Genomic DNA, 23115 nt, shown 5'->3' with positions numbered 1-23115 from the left:
ATACGGCGGCATGCCGCCGTATAGCAAGGAACTTCAATGGATTACCCGCACATACTCTCTCCGATTTTAGATTTTCTGCACTGCCCAACACCTCAGGCGTGGATTGATGAAGCCCGGAAGCCGGAAAATCTGCCGCTGCTGCTCACCGATCACATGGTGTGCGAGCTGAAAGCGGCGCAGAACGCCATGCTGCTGGTGCGTCGGTACGTCGCGGATAAAGAAGGGGCGGATGAGCTACTGGCCTGCCTGAAACCCTATGAGGACTTCACCTACCGCTGGGGGCCGGAGCCGGATTTTGTCGCGCTGCATAAACAGATAAATAAAAGCGCCATGCCGCAGACCGACGATCCCTGGGGACGTCAGCTGCTCGACAACATGATTTTGCTGATCAAAGAAGAGCTGCATCATTTCTGGCAGGTGCGTGAAATGATGCTCTCCCGTGACATACCTTACGTCAAAATAACCGCCAGCAACTACGCCCGTGGGATGCGCCGGGAAGTGCGTTCTCACGAACCGGTGATGCTGATCGATAAGTTAATATGCGGTGCCTATATTGAAGCCCGCTCCTGCGAGCGTTTTGCCGCATTAGCGCCATGGCTGGATGATGACCTGCAGAAGTTTTATCTGTCGCTACTGCGTTCCGAAGCGCGTCACTATCAAGACTATCTGGATTTAGCGCAGCGAATTGCCGAAGACGATATTAGCGAACGCGTCCGTCAGCTTGGCGAGGCGGAAGCGGCGCTTATTAACGCAACCGAAGCGGAATTTCGTTTTCACAGTGGCGTTCCAGTCTGCCGCTAACGTCTAGCCGCCGTGGACCGGCATTGTTAACCGTAAATCACGTTTATTTGCATTAAATTCATGTGAATAGCTGTGTTTTTTAGGTTTTACAGCGCCTTTAGCATCGTGACTTCGCAGTCGACATGTCCGGTACAGCCCAGCGGCCCGCCGATATGCTCGAAGCCGAGATGCTCATATAATCCAATCGCTTCTTTCAGGAAGGCGGTCGTTTCCAGATAGCAGCGTTTGAATCCGTATTCGCGGGCATGATCCAGCGCCATCAGCGCCAGCTTTTTCGCCAGCCCTTGACCACGCGCAGAGGTCATAAAATACATTTTCTGTAGCTCGCAGATATCGGATTCGCTACAGGTTAATGGCGCAACCCCACCGCCACCAACGACCAGACCGTTTTGCTCGACCACCCAATAGGCGGAGCCAGGCTGGCTATATAGCTGGAAAAGCTCATCCAGATTAGGGTCGGCCACCGTGTAGCCTTTATCGGCGGTCAGGCCATATTCTGCGGAGACCTGGCGGATAACGGCTGCTATCGCGGCATTATCATGGGCAGAGATGCGGCGTAAAGTGTAGGTCTGTGGCGCGGCAAGATTCATAGAATCACTCAATTTTAACTTAAATAACTATACATCGCTTTAATACCACTATTTTTTTACTGGCGCAAGGAGTGCGTTAAATGCATTGCCGAACAATGAAAAGATAATATATTCTGTTTGTTTATTTCAGATGCGCTTGATTTATTATTTTTATATATGGTTTAAATGACAAGGACGACGTATTTATGAGTATGATCTCAGGGCAGCAACAAAGCCATAGCTATCGTTTTGTTTTTCATGGTCAGATATGGCCCTATTTTGTTATTTGTTTGGTTAATGTCATATTGTCTATCATTACTTGTGGGACATTTATTCCGTGGGCCTGGGTGCGTAGTCGCCGTTATCTTTGCGAGAATATGGAGGTAAACGGCACCCGTTTTGGCTACCATGGTCGCGGTATTGCGATTTTACTCAGCTGGGTGCTGATATTTGTCATACTGGTTTTACTTGGCTTAGCGTTAGCGATATTTCATCCCGGTAGTGAGGGGCTGGAGATGTTACTTTTCCTCATCCTGTTACCTGTAATGATAATAAAAGGGCTAAGCTACCACGCGATGATGACCTCTTTTGGTAAAACTCGTTTTGGATTTCAGTGCCATCCTCTTCGTGCATGGTGGGTAATGCTCGGTATGCCTGTACTAATGTTTATACTACTGCTTGTCATCATCATGATGTATGAAAGCAGTCTTAGTATTTTCTATGGCACCAGTAATATAATCATTAGTGTTATTTTAATTACTCTGCTGGTGCTATTTAGTGTTTGTTTTATCAGTGGCATCGTTTATAGCCATTGGCTAGAGATAATTGGAAAAGGAGCTGCGCTCGGGAAAAATAAATTTAATATCCATATCAGTACTAAACGTTGCGTGGTTATATTTTTATGGGCAATGGCAGTTTTATTGCCATTTTTTCTCATTTTCATTATTTTTTTACTTTCGGCTTTCTCGCAGCTGATTACCGGCTGTATGTTTGGTCTGTGCACCGAAAATATGGTGCTGCTTATGGTTTTGCAGCATCTTAGCGCGGTTGCGGGCGGATATTTGTTTTTCACGATCGGTCTGGTGTTATCAGCAGCATACGCCTGGGCGGCGCTACGTAATCATGCTTTGAATAATCTGGTGCTGGGCGACAGTATTCATTTCCGTTCAACCCTGACGTTTTCTGGTCTTGCGCCGCGTTTATTGGGCCTGACGTTTCTCCCTCTGCTCACGCTGGGGCTGGCGTACCCATGGTTAAAGATTAATTTGATGCGCTATATTGCTGCGAACACTACGGTGATTGGCGAGCTTGATTCTCTGGATATGGAGCCGGATGCGGCACTTCAGCCTAAGGTGACCGAAAAACTGTGCGGCGGATTTTTCCCGATGCTGCCGTTCCTGTAATGCAAAAAGGCCGGAGCAAGCTCCGGCCTTATTTTCTTTAGCGAGAAATTACAGCGCCGCGATAACCGCCTGCTGCTCAATCAGCTTCGCTTTGGCTTCCGCGTAACCTTCCAGCTTCTCACGCTCTTTGGCGATCACCGCTTCCGGTGCGCGGGCCACAAAACCTTCGTTGGAGAGCTTGCTTTCGATGCGGCCAATCTCACCTTCGATTTTGGTCACTTCTTTCGCCAGGCGCGCCAGCTCATCTTCTTTATTGATGAGGCCAGCCATCGGGATCAGCAGCTCGGCACCGTCGATGATTTTGGTGACGGAAACCGGACCTTTGTCATCGGCTGGCAGCACGGTGATGCTTTCCAGACGCGCCAGGTTCAGCAAGAAGCTGCGGTTGTCGTTCACGCGACGCATCGCCGCTTCGCTGCAACCACGCAGCAACAGCTCCAGCGGTTTGCCCGGGGCAATGTTCATTTCCGCACGAATATTACGGATTGCGACGATCGCCTGCTTCAGCCACTCGGTGTCGGCCAATGCGGCTTCATCAACCTGCGCCGCATCGTATTCCGGGAATGGCTGCAGCATGATGGTATCGGCAGTGTTGCCGCAAATAACCTTCACGCGCTGCCAGATGGTTTCGGTGATGAATGGAATGATTGGGTGCGCCAGGCGCAGCAAACCTTCCAGCACGGTCACCAGCGTATTACGGGTGCCGCGTAGCTCAGACTCAGAACCACCGGTCATCACCGGCTTGGTCAGCTCCAGATACCAGTCGCAGAACTGGTTCCAGGTGAACTCGTACAGAATGCCCGCGGCGATGTCGAAGCGGAAGTTATCCAGCGCTTCGCGGTACGCTTTGATGGTCTGGTTGAATTCCGCCAGAATCCAACGGTCCGCCAGCGACAGGGTCATTTCGCCGCCGTTAAAGCCGCAATCCTGCTCTTCGGTGTTCATCAGCACAAAGCGGCTGGCGTTCCACAGCTTGTTACAGAAGTTACGGTAACCTTCCAGACGCTTCATATCCCAGTTGATATCGCGGCCGGTCGAGGCCAGCGCCGCCAGGGTGAAGCGCAGGGCGTCGGTACCGTGCGGCTCGATGCCGTCCGGGAACTGTTTCTCAGTACGTTTGGCAATTTTCTCAGCCAGCTGCGGCTGCATCATGTTGCCGGTACGTTTCTCCAGCAGGTCCGGCAGGGAGATACCGTCAACCATATCCAGCGGGTCAATCACGTTACCCTTGGATTTGGACATCTTCTGGCCTTCATCATCACGGATCAGACCGGTCATGTAGATGGTCTTAAACGGAATCTGCGGCTTGCCATCTTCATCTTTGATGAAGTGCATGGTCATCATGATCATGCGGGCAATCCAGAAGAAGATGATGTCGAAGCCAGAAACCATCACGCTGGTTGGGTGGAACTGACGCAGCGCGTCGGTGTTCTCCGGCCAGCCGAGAGTAGAGAAGGTCCACAGCGCGGAGGAGAACCAGGTGTCGAGAACGTCTTCGTCCTGACGCAGCGCGACTTCAGCATCGAGGTTATTTTCCTGGCGCACTTCGTCTTCGGTACGGCCCACGTAGACGTTGCCGTCGTTGTCGTACCAGGCCGGGATACGGTGACCCCACCACAGCTGACGGGAGATACACCAGTCCTGAATATCGCGCATCCAGGAGAAATACATGTTTTCGTACTGCTTAGGCACGAACTGAATGTCGCCGTTTTCAACCGCTTCAACCGCCGGTTTCGCCAGCACGTCAGCACGGACATACCACTGGTCGGTCAGCATGGGTTCGATAACCACGCCGCCACGGTCGCCGTAAGGTACGGTCAGGTCGTGCGGTTTAACTTCGTCCAGCAGGCCAAGAGCGTCGACAGCGGCAACCACGGCTTTACGCGCAGCAAAACGCTCCAGCTTCTGGAACTCTGCCGGGATGTCGCTTGGGTAAACGTCAGATTCTTCGCCTTTGGTGTCGTAGACTTCCGCGCTTTCGCGGATATCGCCGTCAAAGGTCAGGATGTTGATCATCGGCAGGGCGTGACGACGACCGACTTCATAGTCGTTAAAGTCGTGCGCCGGGGTGATTTTCACGCAGCCGGTGCCTTTTTCCATATCGGCGTGTTCATCGCCCACGATCGGAATGCGGCGGTCAACCAGCGGCAGAATCACGAATTTGCCGATCAGATCTTTATAACGCGGATCTTCCGGGTTCACGGCCACGCCGGTGTCGCCCAGAACAGTTTCTGGACGCGTGGTGGCGACCACCAGGTAATCTTTACCGTCTGCGGTTTTGGCGCCGTCGGCCAGCGGATAGCGGATGTGCCACATGGAGCCTTTCGACTCGCGGTTTTCCACTTCCAGGTCAGAGATGGCAGTGCGCAGTTTCGGGTCCCAGTTGACCAGACGCTTGCCGCGGTAGATCAGATCTTCTTTGTACAGGCGAACAAAGACTTCTTTCACGGCGTTAGACAGGCCTTCGTCCATGGTGAAGCGCTCGCGCTCCCAGTCCACGGAGTTGCCAAGGCGGCGCATCTGGCGGGTGATGGTGCCGCCGGATTCCGCTTTCCACTGCCAGATTTTGTCGATAAAGGCGTCGCGACCGTAGTCGTGGCGGGTTTTACCTTCTTCGGCGGCAATCTTACGCTCAACCACCATTTGGGTTGCGATACCCGCGTGGTCGGTACCGGCCTGCCACAGGGTATTTTTACCCTGCATGCGCTGGTAGCGAATCATGGTATCCATGATGGTTTGCTGGAAAGCATGACCCATATGCAAACTGCCGGTGACGTTCGGCGGCGGGATCATGATGCAGAAGGACTCTTTGCTTTCGTCGCCGTTAGGCTTGAAATAGCCCTGCTTTTCCCAGTGCTCGTAAAGCGGCTGTTCGATATCTTGTGGGTTATATGTCTTTTCCATTATTTCCAGGTTGCCGTGTTCAGGTTGAAACCAGCCATGCGGTACGCCTTATAGCGTTCGCGCGCCAGTTGTTTCAAAGAATCTTCATAAGGGACGAAGTCTATCACTTCTGTGAAAGCGGTGGCAAAATCTGCAAAGTTGAGCCGCAGGCTAATCAGAATATCCCTCGGGCTGCTGTTGCGCTTTTGCGGCCAGGCGATTTCCACTGGCGCACCGCCTCTCGGGCCTTCCCCTGCCAGGTTATGCGGGACGAAACTTTCTGCGGGTCTTGCCCATAGCGCTTCATCCAGACGAATTGCCTGCTGCTCGTCTTCGCAAGCGATAAGCACCCGCTTGCCGCTGCGCCAACGTTCTGCGGCAATGTCACACACCAGTTGCTCGACGGCGCTTAAGCCATCAACGGTGGTTTCATTGTCCAGAAGATAAAAGGTTGCGTTTTTCATATCTATACCCGTCGTCTTTCAAGTTGCCTCTTTGTTGGCTGCCTTCGCGCACCCCAGTCACATAGTAAACTATGCTCCTGGGGATTTGCTCAGTTGCCGCCGCGATGCAACTCGAAATCCATAGGGTATAGAATTCTTATTGCCTGAGCTTGCAGGCCGGGTAACCGGCAAGCAAACTTACTCTTCGCCAGTAAACCCGGCGCGATTGAGCAGGAACTGCGACAGCAGCGCCACCGGGCGACCGGTTGCGCCTTTGGCTTTACCGGAGCGCCATGCGGTACCGGCGATATCCAGGTGCGCCCAGTTGTACTTACGCGCAAAGCGCGACAGGAAACAACCTGCGGTAATCGCGCCGCCAGGACGGCCGCCGATGTTCGCCATGTCGGCAAAGTTAGACTCCAGCTGATCCTGGAACTCGTCACCAAGCGGCAGACGCCATGCGCGATCGCCTGCCAGCTCGGACGCGCCAATCAGCTCATGGGCCAGTGGATTGTGGTTCGACATCAGGCCGGTGATGTGGTGGCCCAGCGCAATTACGCAGGCACCGGTCAGGGTCGCTACGTCGATAACCGTTTCTGGCTCGAAGCGCTCAACGTAGGTCAGCACATCGCACAGCACCAGACGCCCTTCGGCATCGGTGTTCAGCACTTCAACCGTTTGACCGGACATGGTGGTCAGCACGTCACCCGGACGATAGGCGCGACCGCCCGGCATGTTTTCACATCCTGCCAGCACGCCGACAATGTTTAACGGCAACTGAAGCTCTGCGACCATGCGCATCACGCCATACACCGCCGCCGCACCGCACATGTCGTATTTCATCTCGTCCATGCCTTCGGCAGGCTTGATAGAGATACCGCCGGAGTCAAAGGTCAGGCCTTTGCCAACCAGCACGATAGGACGTGCGTCTTCTGCCGGATTGCCTTTGTATTCGATAACTGACATCAGCGATTCGTTCTGCGAACCGTTGCCGACTGCCAGATAAGAGTTCATCCCCAGCTCTTTCATCTGCTGTTCGCCGATAACGCGGGTAATGACGTTCTTGCTGTAGGTATCGGCCAACTGGCGCGCCTGAGAGGCCAGGTAGGCGGCATTACAGATGTTTGGCGGCATATTGCCGAGATCTTTCGCTGCCTTGATACCGGCGGCAATCGCCAGACCGTGCTGAATGGCGCGTTCGCCGCTGGTCAGCTCGCGACGGGTTGGGACGTTGAAGACCATTTTACGCAGCGGACGACGCGGCTCGCTTTTGTTAGTTTTCAACTGGTCAAAGCTGTACAGCGTCTCTTTTGCGGTCTCAACCGCCTGACGCACTTTCCAGTAGTTATTGCGGCCTTTGACGTGCAGTTCGGTCAGGAAACAGACGGCTTCCATTGAGCCTGTATCATTCAGAGTATTGATGGTTTTCTGAATGACCTGCTTGTACTGACGCTCGTCCAGCTCGCGTTCTTTACCGCAGCCGATAAGCAGAATGCGCTCTGAGAGAATGTTCGGCACATGGTGCAGCAATAACGTCTGGCCAGGTTTACCTTCCAGTTCGCCGCGACGCAGCAGGGCGCTGATATAACCGTCGCTAATTTTATCGAGCTGTTCGGCGATGGGGGAGAGCCGACGTGGTTCAAAGACGCCGACCACGATACAGGCGCTCCGCTGCTTTTCCGGGCTACCGCTTTTTACACTGAACTCCATGCACTATGCTCCTGAATCTTAAAGACAACAATGGTGGCTACAGCTATACTCGTCGTCTTTCAAGTTGCAGATGCGTTGGCTGCGCCTGCTCACCCCTGTCACTTACCTGATGTAAGCTCCGGGGCTTCACAGTCTTGTCGCCTGCCTGCAACTCGAAATCCATAGAGTATAGAAATTGAAAGCTTTCGTAACTCATGTCCGCTGTTGTGGTGACTTCGTGTTAATCTTAACGTTATTACGGCCTTGGTTCGTCAGAAAAGATCCTGATACGCAGAACCAGCAAGTCATTTAATCTTAGCGATGTTTTCGACGACCAAAGAGAATAAATGACGTTTAAGCCATGAAACAAGCTATTTTCCTGCAATAAAACGGGTTTTTACGGGCGTATTTATAGTGATAATCATAAGATATCTGGTTCGTGAGACGCTGAAAAGCCAGTTGGCGATCCTGTTCATCCTGCTACTCATTTTCTTCTGCCAGAAACTGGTCAGGATCCTCGGTGCCGCTGTTGATGGCGATATCCCGACAAATCTGGTGCTCTCGCTGTTAGGGCTGGGCGTACCTGAAATGGCGCAGCTCATTCTGCCCCTGAGTTTATTCCTCGGGCTGCTGATGACGCTGGGCAAACTGTATACCGAAAGTGAAATCACGGTGATGCACGCCTGCGGCCTGAGTAAGGCTGTTCTGGTGAAAGCCGCCATGATCCTCGCACTCTTTACCGGCATCGTCGCGGCAGTCAACGTCATGTGGGCCGGCCCCTGGTCATCTCGTCACCAGGATGAAGTACTGGCGGAGGCGAAAGCCAACCCCGGCATGGCGGCTCTGGCTCAGGGCCAGTTCCAGCAGGCCAGCGACGGTAGCGCGGTGCTGTTTATCGAAAACGTCAACGGCAACCGCTTCAACGATGTCTTCCTTGCGCAACTCAGGCCGAAAGGCAATGCCCGTCCATCGGTGGTGGTGGCGGATACCGGCGAGCTCTCATTGCGTAAAGACGGCTCGCAGGTGGTGACCATGAATCAGGGTACCCGCTTTGAAGGTACCGCGATGCTGCGCGACTTCCGTATTACCGATTTTAAAAATTATCAGGCAGTTGTCGGCCATCAGGCCGTCGCATCTGACCCTAATGATACCGAGCAGATGGACATGCGCACTTTGTGGCGTACCGATACCGATCGTGCCCGCGCGGAGCTGCACTGGCGCTTCACCCTGGTGGCGACGGTATTCATTATGGCGCTGATGGTCGTGCCGCTCAGCGTGGTCAACCCGCGTCAAGGGCGCGTGCTGTCGATGCTGCCGGCGATGTTGCTGTATCTGGTGTTCTTCCTGCTGCAAACGTCGATTAAATCGAGCGGCGGTAAAGGCAAAATGGACCCGATGCTCTGGATGTGGACGGTCAACCTGCTCTATTTCGCGCTGGCCGTGCTGTTGAACCTGTGGGATACGGTGCCGATGCGCCGCTTCCGTGCCCGTTTTAACAAAGGAGCGGCGTGATGCAGGCGTTTGGCGTACTTGACCGTTATATCGGTAAGACGATTTTCAACACCATCATGATGACGCTGTTCATGCTGGTCTCCCTCTCGGGCATTATCAAGTTTGTTGACCAGTTGAAAAAGGCCGGACAGGGCAGCTACGATGCGCTAGGGGCGGGGGTTTACACGGTCCTTAGCGTACCAAAAGATATTCAAATCTTCTTCCCGATGGCGGCATTGCTTGGCGCACTACTGGGGCTGGGGATGCTGGCACAACGCAGCGAGCTGGTGGTGATGCAGGCTTCCGGCTTTACTCGCTTGCAGGTGGCGCTGTCGGTGATGAAAACCGCCATCCCGCTGGTGCTGCTGACGATGGCAATGGGCGAGTGGGTTGCGCCACAGGGCGAGCAGATGGCGCGTAACTATCGTGCTCAGCAGATGTATGGCGGTTCGCTGCTTTCAACCCAGCAGGGGCTGTGGGCGAAAGATGGTCATAACTTTGTCTATATCGAGCGGGTAAAAGGCAGCGATGAGCTGGGCGGCGTGAGCATTTACGCCTTTAACGACCAGCGTCGCTTGCAGTCTGTGCGCTATGCCGCATCGGCGAAGTTTGATACCGAGAATAAACTCTGGCGTCTGTCGCAGGTGGATGAGTCTAATCTCACCGACCCGAAACAGGTCACCGGTACGCAAATGGTCAGCGGGACATGGAAAACCAATCTGACGCCGGACAAACTCGGCGTGGTGGCGCTGGACCCGGATGCGCTGTCGATCAGCGGCCTGCATAACTACGTCACCTATCTGAAGTCCAGCGGTCAGGACCCCGGTCGTTATCAGCTCAATATGTGGAGCAAGATCTTCCAGCCGCTGTCTGTGGCGGTGATGATGCTGATGGCGCTGTCGTTTATCTTTGGCCCGCTGCGTAGTGTGGCGATGGGCGTGAGGGTGGTAACCGGGATTAGCTTCGGTTTTATCTTCTACGTGCTGGACCAGATTTTCGGCCCGTTAACTCTGGTCTACGGCATTCCGCCGATAATCGGTGCGCTATTGCCGAGCGCCAGCTTCTTCCTGCTGAGCCTCTGGCTGATGATGCGCAAATCCTGATGTAACGCGCCCCCTTCCTGATGTCGAAAGGGGGCGTTTTTTTATCGTTTTCGCCCGCCTAGTAAGCTTCCCAGCATTCCCCTGACTATCTGATTCGTCACCTGGCGCACCGCGCTTTTCGCTGCCGTTTGCACGATGCCATCGCGCTTACCTCCGCGTGGCCCGGTGGTGCCGAACAGAATGTCTTTTAACCCGCTGAGAAGGCCGTCGTCGCTGTTTTGCTGGCCTTTCGCTGGCGGTGATTGCTGCTTGTCAGTGGTAGCCTGTACGCCTTTTTGCAGCATTTCAAACGCCGATTCCCGGTCGATATCTTCTTCGTATTTGCCATACAGCACCGAGTGATTAATCAGTCCGTTGCGTTCATCGTCGGTGACCGGCCCCATGCGTGAACAGGGGGCGATAACCATCGCGCGTTCGACCACTGAGGGGCTGCCTTTTTCATCGAGGAAGGAGATAAGCGCCTCCCCGGTACCCAGCTCCTGGATCGCCTGTTCGGTACTGAATGCCGGGTTGGCGCGCATGGTTTGCGCGGCAGTTTTTACCGCTTTCTGATCTTTTGGCGTGAAGGCGCGTAGGGCGTGCTGCACGCGGTTACCCAACTGGCCAAGCACCGCGTCGGGGATATCCGCTGGGTTTTGCGAAACGAAATAAACGCCGACGGCTTTGGAGCGAATCAGGCGGATCACCTGCTCGATTTTGTCCAGCAGTACCTGCGGCGCATCGTTAAACAGCAGATGTGCTTCATCAAAGAAAAAGACCAGTTTGGGCTTTTCCCGATCGCCCGCTTCCGGCAGGCGTTCATAAAGCTCGGAGAGCATCCACAGCAGGCTGGCAGCGTACAACTTCGGCATCTGGTAGAGCTTCTCGGCGCTGAGGATATTAATCACACCTTTACCGTTGACATCGACGCGCATCCAGTCCTGAATATCGAGCATCGGTTCGCCGAAAAAGTGCTCCGCGCCCTGCTGCTCCAGAGTGAGCAGACCGCGCTGAATCGCCCCGACTGAAGCGCTGCTGATATTGCCGTACTGGTTCTGAAACGCTTTGGCATTGTCGCCAATATATTGGGTAATGGCGCGCAGGTCTTTGAAGTCGAGCAGTAGCAGGCCACGGTCGTCGGCGATGCGAAAGATAATATTCAGCACCCCGGACTGAACCTCGTTGAGGTTGAGCAGACGGGCCAGCAGCAGCGGTCCGAGGTCAGAAACCGTAGCGCGAACCGGATGGCCCTTTTCGCCAAAGATGTCCCAGACCACTACCGGGTTAGCGTGCGGCTGCCAGTCCGTCACGCCTATTTTCTCCAGCCGCGCCTGCAGTTTTTCCGAGCTTTGGCCTGATTCGGCAATACCGGTAAGGTCGCCTTTCACATCGGCCATAAACACCGGAACGCCAATTTCTGAGAAAGACTCCGCCAGCTTTTGCAGGGTGACGGTTTTACCGGTCCCGGTGGCGCCGGTAATCAGGCCGTGACGGTTGGCCATCGCGGGCAATAAATACAGCTGTTTTTCCAGCGTGCGTGCAATCAGCAGAGGTGAACTCATGATCGATTTCTCCATTTATCCTGCTGCGAGTATAGGCAACCTGACCACAAATGGAGGGAGAAATCACGCACGCTGGCACTGACTCACTTCAGGCGCAGTGGCGCTGAATTAAGTCGATGCTCTGTTCTATTTCGCGGCGGATGTCGTCTTCGCTCCAGTTTGCCAGCTCAGGCGAGAAAGGTTCGAAGGCATACACGCCCTGGTAGCCGCGCGCTTCCAGATTCTTCACCTGCTCACAGCTTTGTAGCTGATCCTTCGGCGTCAGCATGATGCGTTCGTTATCCGTCAGCGTCTCGCGGGGGCGGGTGTCCTCAACGCCGGAAAGATGTACCAGGCCAATCTCTGCCATATCTACCTGAGCGAACTCTTCATCAGCCTGAGGATAAAGATGGTGGTGGAAGGTATCGATCAGCAGCTTAAACGGCACGCGCGCATCGTGAATCAGCGTTTGCGCCTGCGCTGAGGAGCGCAGCGAACTTTGCGGGAAGCCGAGCGGTTCAACCAGCCCGTGAATACCGTAGAAGGCAAATAACGGCGCCAGATCGCGCAGGGCGTTGAGCGTCTCGCTCGCCGGAACCTCGGTGCCATCATTCAGCGGGCACAGCACCAGCGATTTCGCGCCAACGGCTTTCGCCTCTTTCAACAGCGACTCCGTCAGGCTGCGAACCTCTTCGGTGCGACAGTTGAAAGGGTAGACAGCGTTGATGGTGAGGATCTCAATATGGTAGCGATCCGCCAGTTCACGAACCTGCTGAGGGGTGAGATCGTCGATCACTTTTCCGCTGGGAAGATCGTTACGTAGCTCGACCTTATTCAACCCCAGGCTGTTCACCAGGCGGAAGAAGGCTTCAATACTGAGTGAGGGGGCGATCTTGCGATTGATACAGAAACGCTGCTGTGCGATAGCCATTTGACTCTCCTGACACAAGATGGATCGGGTTCGTTCGATTGCCCCTTAGTCAAAACGTTTATTCCAAAATTAGCAATGAGTGAAATGGTGGTTTTTTGAGCCGACTCGCAAAATAGTTTGCTGGTGTGTTTTTATGACTTCTGTTTCCAGGAGGCTCTACGTCTAATCTCTTTCAGTTGTGGTTTAGCCTGTAAGGCGACACTTTCTTACAAGAAAGTGCGACCATCATCACCAAAATAGAATTTCATTATACGCAAATATTGAAATATTAATTTCATTTTACTACGGTTATAGCACAGCAGATCCAGCAATGGGCCGTACTGCGTTGGCCCCGACACCCCATACTATGAGGCGAGAGCATGACTATCACAGGAAACTTTATTGGCGGGAAAACCGTTACCAGCGGCAGCAATAAGACGATGCCGGTATTCGACCCCGCAACGGGCAAAGTGGTCCGCGAAGTCACGTTATCGACCGAGCAGGAAGTTTCTGATGCCATTCAGGTTGCGCGTGATGCTTTCGAAAGCTGGTCGCGTACCACACCACTGCGCCGCGCCCGCGTGATGTTCAATTTTAAAATGCTGCTTGAACAGCATGCTGAAGAGCTGGCGGGGATTATCGTTAGTGAACACGGTAAAGTGTTCTCTGACGCTATGGGTGAACTGACTCGCGGTATGGAAGTCGTCGAGTTTGCTTGCGGCATTCCGCATCTGATTAAGGGCGAGTTCTCATCAGATGTAGGTACCGGAGTAGACTGTTACTCTCTGATGCAGCCGCTTGGCGTGGTGGCAGGGATTACACCATTTAACTTCCCGGCAATGGTGCCAATGTGGATGTTCCCGTTGGCGCTGGCCTGTGGAAATAGCTTTATCCTCAAGCCGCCGGCCCTGGCGCCTACCGCAGCGGTGCGCATGGCGGAACTGCTGAAGGAAGCGGGCCTGCCGGATGGCGTCTTTAACGTGGTGCACTGCAGCAATGAAGATGCCGAGCAGCTGTATAGGGACTCGCGTATTGCGGCGGTGAGCTTTGTCGGCTCTTCCGGCGTGGCAGAGCATATTTATAAAACGGCTAGCGCTTATGGTAAGCGGGTTCAGGCATTTGGCGCGGCGAAAAACCACGCTATCGTCATGCCGGACGCGGACCTTGATGCCACCGTCAATGCCATTATGGGCGGCGCATTTGGTTCCGCAGGCGAGCGCTGCATGGCGCTGCCGGTCGTCGTTGCTGTGGGCGATGAAACGGCAGATAAGCTGATTGCGCGCCTGACGCCGCTGGTGGAATCGCTGAAGGTCGGACCTGGCTGTATGCGCGGCAAAGAAGAGAACGAAATGGGGCCGGTTGTCTCCGACACTCATCAGAAAAAAGTGCTGGGCTATATCGATAAAGGTGCCAGTGAAGGGGCAACGCTGGTCGTCGACGGCCGTAAGCTGCGGGTTCCCGGGTTTGAAGAGGGTTACTACGTTGGCGGAACGCTATTCGACCACGTGACGCCGGAGATGACTATCTGGCGTGAAGAGATCTTTGGGCCTGTGTTAGGTATTGTCCGCGTAGCGGATTACCACAGTGCGCTTGAGCTGGTGAACAGCCATGAATTCGGCAACGGCAGCGCCGTCTTTACCAGCAACGGCCACACCGCGCGTGAGTTTGTACATGATGTCCAGGCCGGAATGGTTGGGGTCAACGTCCCGGTTCCTGTTCCGATGGCCTTCCACAGTTTTGGCGGCTGGAAACGCTCCGTATTTGGTGCACTGAACGTGCATGGGCCGGATGGTGTGCGTTTCTATACACGAATGAAAACCGCCACCGTCCGTTGGCCGCAAGGTCAGCAAACCGTATCTGAGTTCAGCATGCCGACGTTAGGTTAATCGGCGAAGGAGAACGCCATGTCTTTACTGGCTAAAGCAAAACAAGAAGGGCAAATCCAGCATATCACCCCGCAGAGCGCGGGGTGGCGCTACGTTGGCTTTGATGCCTGGATGTTAAAAAAAGGGCAAACCATTACGCTGGAAAGCGGCGATCGCGAGCTGTGCCTGGTGCTGGTCGCCGGGCTGGCTTCGGTAAAAACCACGAAGGCCGATTTTCCGAATCTCGGCCAGCGTATGTCGCCGTTTGAGCGTACGCCGCCGTGGTCTGTCTATGTGCCGCCGCAGGATAAAGTTGAAGTGACGGCCGATTCCGATCTTGAGCTCGCCGTATGCAGCGCACCGGGTAAAGGCACGCTTCCCGCGCGGGTGATTTCCCCGCAGGATGTGGGTGTGGAGCACCGCGGTAAAGGGCGCAACCAGCGTCTGGTGCACAACATTCTGCCGGACAATGCGCAGGCGGACTGCCTGCTGGTGGTGGAAGTGTATACCGATGAGGGTGCCACCAGCTCATGGCCGTCGCATAAGCACGATACGGCGCTGCCGGGCCAGGAAACCCACCTGGAAGAGACCTATTATCACCGTTTCGATCCGCCGCAGGGTTTTGCGCTCCAGCGCGTTTACACCGATGACCGCAGCCTGGATGCCTGCATGGCTCCTTACAACCACGATGTGGTGATGGTGCCGCGAGGCTATCATCCGGTCGCCACCATCGCCGGTTATGACAGCTATTATCTGAACGTCATGGCCGGACCGGACCGCAAGTGGTTGTTTACCTGGGAAGAAGATCACGCATGGATCAACAGCCCTGAGTATCCTCGCCACGATTGACCTGTATTAATGATAAAAAGGCCGGTTAGCGATGCTAACCGGCCTTTCATTTAGCACTTGTGGCAGAAATCAGACATCCCTGGCTCGCGCTGCGCTTAGCCGGGCTACAAGTTCACAACCGCCTGAGAACTGGTAGCCCGGACAGGCGCAACGCGCCGCCTCCGGGAAGGGGACCGTGCCATCCGGGAATGATTAAACGGTTAAGCCAGCTGTTTCGTTTCTGAATCTTTGCTGCTGTTTAGCGCCAGAGAAACCGCCAGCGTCTGGGCCAGACACAGCGATGCCACCTGCGAACGGAAACCATCAACCTGCGCCTCGCGTACCACAAAGCACACGTCGCTGAAGGCCGCCAGCGGGCTGACCTGGCTGTCGGTAATCGCTATCTGCCGGGCTTTACGCTGAGCGCCGAGCTCAACCAGCTCAACCACTTCACGGGCATAAGGCGAGAAGCTCACTGCGACAACCACATCTTTCGGCCCTACCAGGCTTAACTGCTCGGTGAACATGCCGCCCAGGCCATCGATCAGAAACGCTTTACGATCCAGATGGCGCAGCGCGTAGGTCAGGTAGGAGGCGACGCTAAAGGAACGGCGCAGGCCGATAACATAGATATTTTCTGCTTCCGCCAGCAATGCCACCGCGCGCTGCAAATCGTCACCGGAGGTCTGCATCGCCAGCTGCTGTAGCGCCTGCGTATTAACCATCGTGAACATATTGAGGATTTCGGTCGGCGTTTCCGGCGGGGAAGAATCATCCGTCGTGGTCTGGCGGAACAGACGGGCACGCTCGGTGTAGTTAGCCGTTTCTTCCATCAGATGCTGCTTGAACATCTGCTTCATTTCGTTAAAGCCGCTGAAACCGAAGGCGTTAGCGAAGCGAATTAGCGTTGAAGGAGGTACGTCAGCTTGTTGCGCGATAGAGGCCACGGTGTCGAAAGCCACGCTATTACTGTTATCCAGAATATAACGGGCGACTTGTTTCAGGCGTTTGCTTAATGTGTCGTAGCGACGCCTGATTTCATCCTGCAAGATGGTAAGTTGGGTCGGATTATTGGCCATAGATTGCGCTCTAAGAAAATAAAAGGAATATTATTTCCAGTGTATCAAATGAAGCGAATTTTTCATTCGTTGCAATGAAATACGCGATTCATTTCACGAAGATCCAGAAAAAAGCCCGCATCTTCGAGAGAAAATGCGGGCCGGGTCAGAATCAGCCGCGGGCTTCGCGCCAGTAGCCGATAAGCGTGAGGTAGTTACGTTTCACTTCATCAATCAGCGCATCGTCGCTGAGCTCTCCCTGCATCCAGCGGCGTGAAGGTTGGCCAAAGATGGTGCGGCCGACGGCAAAGCCTTTGATCATCGGGTGCTTCGCGGCTTCGGCAAAACCAGCGCGCAGACGATCCGATGGCGCATCCAGACCGAGGATCAGGATCCCACGGCACCAGCGGTCTTCACGTTCGATCAGCTTGCTGATTTTCTCCCACTGAGCGCTCGACAGCGGCGGCAGCTTCCACCAGTCTGGCTGAATACCCAACTTATAGAAGTGCTCCAGCATATCGTGGTAATGGCGCTCATCTTTATCCGGGCCGTTCTCCGGCAGGATAATTTCCAGCAGCAGTTCATGTCCGGACTTGTTGCATGCCTGCCAGACTTCCAGCAGCAGCGCATCCTGCTCGGCGCGCAGCTCAGCCGGGTCAGCCGGATGATAGAAGACCAGGCATTTCACCACGTGCTCCAGCGGCCAGTCGATCAGCTGGGAACCGATGTTGCCATGTTCCAGGCGCAGCGGACGCGAGCTTGGCATCTCAATCGGCCGACCGATCCACCAGCCCTTGCCGGTGATGGCATTCAGTGAGCTTTGACCGTAGGTGCCATCGGCGAGGATACCGCTGCGTCCATCAAGACCGGCTTCTTTAGCTGCGCTTTCCGCGGCCGTCAGCAGCAATAGCTTCAGCTGTGGGATGCAGGCGACATCGCGCCCAGTTTCCTGCGCCAGATCTGCCAACTGCTTGCGATGGTCAAAGGCGAAGATGCACAGCTCCGGCCACGCCTGACGGCGGCTGGTGACGCGATGGAGATGGTTGAGACGATCGTCGATATCCGGGCGCGGAACGGATTCTGCCCGCGACAGGTAATCATCCAGCTCGACTTTGGTCGGCATTGCCGGCGCACAGCCGTGGCGAGAGACGACCAGCGCACCGCAGGCGTTAGCGTAGCGGCAGGCCTGCACCCAGCCTTCATCATTCAGCCAGCCGCGCAGCAGGCCGGACATAAAGGCATCGCCAGCGCCCAGCACGTTGAGCACATCGACCCGCACGCCTTGCTGTAACGGTACGCTATCCCAGCTATCAGGAATGGCGCCTTCCAGCACCACGCAGCCCATCGGACCACGTTTGCAAACCAGCGTCGCTTTGGTGGCATTGCGCACGTTTTTCAGCGCCGTGAGAGTGTCGGTGCTGCCTCCGGCAATATGAAACTCTTCTTCTGTACCGACCACTAAATCGAACAGATGTAGCACTTCCTGAAGCTGGCTGGTCACCTGGCCCGATTCAACGAAACGCGTTTCACCATCGCCCAAGGAGGTGAGTCCCCACAGCACCGGACGATAATCGATATCCAGCGCGGTACGCAGGCCGTGGCGGCGAGCATATTCCAGCGCTTTCAGTACCGCTTCACGGGTATTCGCGTGCGAAAGGTGAGTGCCGGTAATCGCCAGCGCCCGGGAAGAGGCAATGTACTCTTCTTTAATATCGTCTGGCGCAAGAGCCATATCCGCGCAGTTATCGCGGTAAAAAATGAGCGGGAACGTCTCCTGATCTTTAATACCCAGCATCACTAACGCCGTCAGACGCTGCTCATCTGTTATTAAATATTCGGTATCGACGCCAGCACGGCTCAGCGTTTCACGTAAAAAACGCCCATTATGCTCATCGCCTACGCGAGCGAGCATCGCGGATTTTAATCCCTGAATGGCTGTGCCGAAGGCAACGTTGCCGGAAGAGCCGCCCAGGTATTTAGAAAAACTGGCAACATCTTCTAGCCTCGCGCCAATCTGCTGGGCATAGAGATCGACTGCCACCCGGCCAATACAGATGACGTCGAGTCGCTTTACTGCTGCATTCATAGCTAGGGTTTCCTTTTGCATTTCTGCTGTACGGAAGGGTCGGAATGCCGACAGCGTCTCCGAAAACAGCCTGAGGGTTATTGGTTACCCCTAGTTTGAGAAATAAATATTTCATTTGCAAACTAGATCGAAATTAAAAAACCAAAAATGTGAGGGATCTACCACTATGCCGCGCTGAGCCTCATTCTACTGTGGATCCTGTGCTGTGACTGAAGTTTGCGAGGGTATACGGGTATCGTGTTTCTTTATCTATGATTTTTAAAGGGATATTAAACGCGAAGCCCCGTTGCTCGGGCGTCACCCCATATGAATAATGGCAATGAAACGGGTGAAATGCATGGAGAGTTTGATCCCTCTCGCAAAATGAAATATTTTTTCTGTATTTCTATTTAATGAAAAAAATGTTTGCCTATAATCCAAAAGTATTCCAGTGACGTTAACGATTTCGCTCTGTCATCAGCCGTATTGTTGCACAGGGTCAAGGCGCTAACCCACACACAAATACTGAACAATAAGGATTGGGCAACATGGGCAAACTGAGACTGACAATGGCGCAGGCGCTGGTGAAGTTCCTGGATAACCAGTACCTGGAAGTTGATGGTGAAGAGCATAAATTCGTAAAAGGCATCTTTGCTATCTTTGGTCACGGCAACGTTCTGGGGCTGGGTCAGGCCCTGGAGCAAGATAGCGGTGAAATGCGGGTCTATCAGGGGCGAAACGAGCAAGGGATGGCGCATGCCGCGACCGGTTTTGCCAGACAGTCCCTGCGCCGTCAGATAATTGCCTGCACCTCTTCTATCGGCCCCGGCGCGGCGAACATGATTACCGCTGCTGCAACCGCTACCGCCAACCGTATCCCTCTGCTGCTACTGCCTGGCGATGTGTTCGCCACTCGCCAGCCGGATCCTGTTTTACAGCAAATTGAACAGAGTCATGACCTGAGCATTACTACCAACGACGCGTTTCGTGCAGTGAGCAAATACTGGGATCGCATTACCCGCCCGGAACAGCTGATGAGCGCCTGCGTGAGCGCGATGCGCGTGCTGACCGACCCGGCGGAAACCGGCGCGGTGACGCTCTGCCTGCCGCAGGATGTCCAGGGGGAAGCCTGGGATTATCCAGAGTCCTTCTTTACCCGTCGCGTACATCGTCTTGACCGTCGCCCGGCCAGCGCCGCGCAGCTAGCGGATGCGGTTGCGGCGATTAAAGCCAGCCGTAAGCCGCTGATCGTCTGCGGCGGCGGGGTGAAATACTCCGGTGCAGGCGAGGCGTTGACCCGTTTTGCCGAGCGTTATGGCGTTCCGTTTGCCGAAACTCAGGCCGGGAAGGGCAGCGTGGTCTCTTCGCATCCGTTTAACGTTGGCGGCGTCGGTGAAACCGGCTGCCTGGCGGCGAACCTGCTGGCGAAAGAGGCAGATTTAGTCATCGGCCTCGGTACGCGTTTCAGCGATTTTACCACCTCGTCGAAATGGATTTTCCAGCATCCGGGCGTGCGCTTCCTCAATATTAACGTCAGCAACTTCGATGCCTGGAAGCTCGATGGTATTCCGATGCTGGCGGATGCCCGTGAAGCCCTCGACGCCCTGGATGACGCCCTGTCCGGCGACACCTGGCAGGCCGCGTGGGGCGAGCAGATCGAAAGCGTACAGAGCCGCCAGTTGAAAGAGACTCAGCGCGTTTACCAGGCGGTGTGGCAGGAAAAATCTTTTGTACCGGAAATTGACGACCATCTGGATCGTGAATCGGTGTATCGCGAATTCCGCCAGATAACCGACTCCACCCTGACGCAAAGTAGCGTTCTCGGCGTGTTAAATGAAACGCTACCGGCGGATGCAGTGATTGTGGCGGCGGCGGGAAGCCTGCCGGGAGACCTGCAGCGCGTCTGGCGTAACCGGGCAACCAACACTTATCACGTGGAGTACGGCTACTCCTGCATGGGCTATGAAGTCAGCGCCGCGCTAGGCGTGAAGTTAGCCCAGCCGCAAAGTGAGGTCTATTCACTGGTCGGCGACGGCTCGTTCATGATGCTGCACTCCGAGCTGGTGACCTCCCTGCAGGAGCGCGCGAAGATCAATATCGTGCTGCTCGACAACATGGCTAACGGCTGTATTAACAACCTGCAAATGGAACATGGAATGGACAGCTTCGGCACCGAATTCCGCTTCCGCTGCGCCGAGTCTGGCCAGCTGCAGGGCGGCCTGGTACCGGTGGATTTCGCCACCGTCGCGTCCGGCTACGGCTGCAAAACCTGGCGCGTCACGACGCTGGATGAACTACGCCATGCGCTGGATGCCGCGCGCCGCGAAACCGTCAGCACCCTGATCGACATAAAAGTGCTGCCGAAAACCATGGTGCACAAATACGGCAGCTGGTGGAACGTCGGCGTCGCGCAGTCTGCGCTGTCCGAGCGGATCCGCAAAGTGGCCGAAATGATTAATGAAAAACGCGCTCAGGCGCGGGATTACTAAAACAGAACACAAACCCTGAACCCTACAAATCTCGGGAGAAAACCAACTATGTCACTCAAATTAGGTGTCATCGGTGCCGGCGCTATCGGTAAAGAACATATCCGCCGCTGCACTCAGGTATTACAGGGCGCTACTGTGGTAGCGGTTTCGGATATCAACGAAGAGAACGCGCGTGCTTCGGTCGCACTGCCGGGCGTACACGCAGAAGTGTACGCAGACGGTCATGACGTCATTAAGGCCAGCGATGTGGACGCCATCCTGGTCACTTCCTGGGACCCAACCCATGAAGAGTACACCCTGGCCGCTATCGCCGCCGGTAAGCCAGTGTTCTGCGAGAAGCCGCTGGCGATGAGCGCCGAAGGCTGCCGTCGTATTGTTGATGCGGAAATGAAAGCCGGTCGTCGTCTGGTGCAGGTTGGGTTTATGCGCCCTTATGACGAAGGCTATCTGGCGCTGAAAAAAGTGATTGATGACGGTGATATCGGCGCGCCGCTGATGCTGCGCTGTGCGCACCGTAACCAGTCAGTGGGCGAAAACTACACCACCGATATGGCGATAACTAACACCCTGATCCACGAACTGGACGTTCTGCGCTGGCTGCTGGACGATGATTATCTTTCGGTGCAGGTGCGCTTCCCGCGCTCAACTTCACACACTCACGCGCGCCTGAAAGATCCGCAGATTGTGTCGTTCGAAACCAAGAAAGGCACCCTGATCGATGTTGAAGTGTTTGTGAACTGCCAGTACGGCTATGACATCCAGTGTGAAGTGGTCGGGGAAACCGGTATTGCTCGCCTGCCTGAGCCGTCAGCGGTGCAGATGCGTAAATCCGCTAACCTGTCGACCGCCATTCTGGTCGACTGGAAAGACCGCTTTATCAAAGCCTATGACGTTGAATTGCAAGCCTTCATCAATGATGTTCAGGCGGGCCAACTGCATGGCCCATCGGCCTGGGATGGCTATGCCGCATCCGTCGCTGCCGACGCCTGTATTAAGGCACAGGGCACCAGCGAGCCGGTAAAAGTGACGCTACCGGAGTGCCCGGCGTTCTACAAAAGCTAAGCACGCTTCGCTGACGGAATTTCTTTGCACAGGTAACGACGATGAAAATTGCCTTTGATGTTGATGTAATTAAAGACCTCGGGGTCACCCGGATGGTCCACCAGGTGGCGGAGTGGGGCTACAAGTACATTGAACAATCGCCGCATCCGCAGATTAACCCGTTTTACAAGCACCCGCGTGCCAGCCGGGAGATTATGGCTGAGTACAAGCAGGCGCTGCGTGAAACCGGCGTGGAGCTCTCTTCATTTATCTGCGTTTATCGCTGGTCCGGTCCGGATGAGCTGCGCCGTCAGGCTGCAGTGAAAAACTGGAAACGACTGATCGAAATTGCGGTTGAAATGGGTGTACAGGTGATCAACACCGAGTTCTCCGGCGATCCTAATCAGCCAGAGATTTGCGATGAGATGTTCTATCGCTCCATGGAAGAGCTATTGCCGATTTTTGAACGTGAAGGTATCCGCGTTGAAATCCAGGCGCATCCGTGGGACTTCTGCGAAGAGAACAACGAAACCGTCGATATTGTGAAGTCGTTCCGTAGCGATAACGTTAAGTACGTCTACAGCGTTCCGCATACCTTCTTCTATGACAAAGGTGTGGGTGACGTTGAGAAGATGCTGCGCTACGCGGGAAGCGATCTTTCTCATGTGCTGATTGCTGATACCCGCAACCATACAAAACATTGCCGCTATATCGTTAATCCGCCGGGAGTGGATGCCGTCGTTCACCAGCACGTGGGCGTCGGGGAAGGGGATGTCGATTTCGACGCGCTGTTCCGTACCTTGCGCGACATGAAATTTGCCGAGCAGACCTTCAAGGTCGGCGGTGAGCCGATTGTGGCTACCTCTCTGTTCGGCTACCCGGAAAAAATGAAATACCAGGCAGTGGAAACCCGTGAACTCATCGAACGTGAATTGCTGCGCCGATAAGGCGTAGCGG

Annotated in this window: 17 protein-coding genes; 9 read left to right on the top strand and 8 right to left on the bottom strand. The window is 54.8% G+C overall.

Translation table 11 applies throughout. The features are described from left to right. Nucleotides 1-36: 36 nt before the first annotated feature. On the top strand, nucleotides 37-801 hold the full coding sequence (miaE, locus tag HV213_RS25795) for a tRNA isopentenyl-2-thiomethyl-A-37 hydroxylase MiaE (RefSeq protein ID WP_181483845.1): 765 nt from the start codon (nucleotides 37-39) through the stop codon (nucleotides 799-801). An 86-nt stretch (nucleotides 802-887) separates the two neighbouring features. Here the strand turns inward: miaE and HV213_RS25790 are convergent, their stop codons facing one another. Continuing rightward, on the bottom strand, nucleotides 888-1391 hold the full coding sequence (locus HV213_RS25790) for a GNAT family N-acetyltransferase (protein WP_181483844.1): 504 nt from the start codon (nucleotides 1389-1391) through the stop codon (nucleotides 888-890). A gap of 185 nt (nucleotides 1392-1576) precedes the next feature. On the opposite strand from HV213_RS25790, the gene HV213_RS25785 reads away from it, so the two are divergent. Continuing rightward, complete coding sequence (locus HV213_RS25785; RefSeq protein WP_181483843.1) at nucleotides 1577-2773, top strand: YjgN family protein; 1197 nt, start codon at nucleotides 1577-1579, stop codon at nucleotides 2771-2773. Nucleotides 2774-2821: 48 nt separating this feature from the next. Here the strand turns inward: HV213_RS25785 and HV213_RS25780 are convergent, their stop codons facing one another. The 3 genes from HV213_RS25780 to pepA all read right to left on the bottom strand — a co-directional run bounded on the left by HV213_RS25780 (nucleotide 2822) and on the right by pepA (nucleotide 7809). Next, the gene (locus tag HV213_RS25780; protein WP_181483842.1) at nucleotides 2822-5677 is read right to left on the bottom strand and encodes a valine--tRNA ligase; all 2856 of its coding nucleotides are present in this window, start codon (nucleotides 5675-5677) and stop codon (nucleotides 2822-2824) included. Then, nucleotides 5677-6120, bottom strand: coding sequence for a DNA polymerase III subunit chi (holC, locus tag HV213_RS25775; protein ID WP_181483841.1), 444 nt, complete (start codon nucleotides 6118-6120; stop codon nucleotides 5677-5679). Before holC ends, HV213_RS25780 begins: the two co-directional genes overlap by 1 nt. 177 nt (nucleotides 6121-6297) lie before the next feature. Then, nucleotides 6298-7809, bottom strand: a complete 1512-nt coding sequence (gene pepA, locus HV213_RS25770) for a leucyl aminopeptidase (protein ID WP_181483840.1) — start codon at nucleotides 7807-7809, stop codon at nucleotides 6298-6300. A gap of 393 nt (nucleotides 7810-8202) precedes the next feature. On the opposite strand from pepA, the gene lptF reads away from it, so the two are divergent. Together lptF and lptG are read left to right on the top strand one after the other, a co-directional pair. Further along, the gene (gene lptF / locus HV213_RS25765) at nucleotides 8203-9300 is read left to right on the top strand and encodes an LPS export ABC transporter permease LptF (RefSeq protein WP_110276612.1); all 1098 of its coding nucleotides are present in this window, start codon (nucleotides 8203-8205) and stop codon (nucleotides 9298-9300) included. After that, nucleotides 9300-10382: an LPS export ABC transporter permease LptG gene (gene lptG, locus HV213_RS25760; RefSeq protein WP_110276613.1), complete on the top strand. Its 1083-nt coding sequence runs from the start codon at nucleotides 9300-9302 to the stop codon at nucleotides 10380-10382. The genes lptF and lptG overlap by 1 nt, the downstream gene beginning before the upstream one ends. Before the next feature lie 41 nt (nucleotides 10383-10423). Here lptG and HV213_RS25755 read toward each other — a convergent pair whose 3' ends face one another. Both HV213_RS25755 and HV213_RS25750 read right to left on the bottom strand, forming a co-directional pair. Then, complete coding sequence (locus tag HV213_RS25755) at nucleotides 10424-11923, bottom strand: helicase HerA-like C-terminal domain-containing protein (RefSeq protein ID WP_181483839.1); 1500 nt, start codon at nucleotides 11921-11923, stop codon at nucleotides 10424-10426. Nucleotides 11924-12011: 88 nt separating this feature from the next. Next, nucleotides 12012-12833 (bottom strand): TIM barrel protein, encoded by an 822-nt coding sequence (locus HV213_RS25750; RefSeq protein WP_181483838.1) that lies wholly within the window; start codon nucleotides 12831-12833, stop codon nucleotides 12012-12014. A 359-nt stretch (nucleotides 12834-13192) separates the two neighbouring features. Between HV213_RS25750 and HV213_RS25745 the strand changes: the two genes are divergently transcribed. After that, nucleotides 13193-14698 (top strand): CoA-acylating methylmalonate-semialdehyde dehydrogenase, encoded by a 1506-nt coding sequence (locus tag HV213_RS25745; protein WP_181483837.1) that lies wholly within the window; start codon nucleotides 13193-13195, stop codon nucleotides 14696-14698. 18 nt (nucleotides 14699-14716) lie between these two features. Continuing rightward, nucleotides 14717-15526 carry a 5-deoxy-glucuronate isomerase gene (gene iolB, locus HV213_RS25740; RefSeq protein ID WP_110276617.1) on the top strand — a complete coding sequence of 270 codons (810 nt, stop codon included), beginning with the start codon at nucleotides 14717-14719 and terminating at the stop codon, nucleotides 15524-15526. Nucleotides 15527-15726: 200 nt separating this feature from the next. Here iolB and HV213_RS25735 read toward each other — a convergent pair whose 3' ends face one another. Together HV213_RS25735 and HV213_RS25730 are read right to left on the bottom strand one after the other, a co-directional pair. Beyond that, nucleotides 15727-16584 carry a MurR/RpiR family transcriptional regulator gene (locus tag HV213_RS25735; RefSeq protein WP_110276618.1) on the bottom strand — a complete coding sequence of 286 codons (858 nt, stop codon included), beginning with the start codon at nucleotides 16582-16584 and terminating at the stop codon, nucleotides 15727-15729. Nucleotides 16585-16735: 151 nt separating this feature from the next. Beyond that, nucleotides 16736-18649 (bottom strand): bifunctional 5-dehydro-2-deoxygluconokinase/5-dehydro-2-deoxyphosphogluconate aldolase, encoded by a 1914-nt coding sequence (locus tag HV213_RS25730; RefSeq protein WP_181483836.1) that lies wholly within the window; start codon nucleotides 18647-18649, stop codon nucleotides 16736-16738. A gap of 527 nt (nucleotides 18650-19176) precedes the next feature. On the opposite strand from HV213_RS25730, the gene iolD reads away from it, so the two are divergent. Genes iolD through HV213_RS25715 form a run of 3 tightly spaced genes read left to right on the top strand, consistent with a single transcriptional unit; the run spans nucleotide 19177 to nucleotide 23105 of the window. Next, nucleotides 19177-21117 (top strand): 3D-(3,5/4)-trihydroxycyclohexane-1,2-dione acylhydrolase (decyclizing), encoded by a 1941-nt coding sequence (gene iolD, locus HV213_RS25725; RefSeq protein ID WP_142464504.1) that lies wholly within the window; start codon nucleotides 19177-19179, stop codon nucleotides 21115-21117. A gap of 48 nt (nucleotides 21118-21165) precedes the next feature. Next, entirely contained in the window at nucleotides 21166-22179 is a 1014-nt protein-coding gene (locus HV213_RS25720; RefSeq protein WP_110276621.1) for a bifunctional inositol 2-dehydrogenase/D-chiro-inositol 1-dehydrogenase, read from the top strand. A gap of 41 nt (nucleotides 22180-22220) precedes the next feature. Further along, entirely contained in the window at nucleotides 22221-23105 is an 885-nt protein-coding gene (locus HV213_RS25715) for a sugar phosphate isomerase/epimerase family protein (protein WP_110276622.1), read from the top strand. Nucleotides 23106-23115: the final 10 nt, after the last annotated feature.

This window comes from Klebsiella sp. RHBSTW-00484 (genome assembly GCF_013705725.1).
Taxonomy (GTDB): domain Bacteria; phylum Pseudomonadota; class Gammaproteobacteria; order Enterobacterales; family Enterobacteriaceae; genus Klebsiella.
The sequence above is the reverse complement of the archived record's forward strand: the minus strand, read 5'-3'. Positions and strand labels throughout refer to the sequence as shown.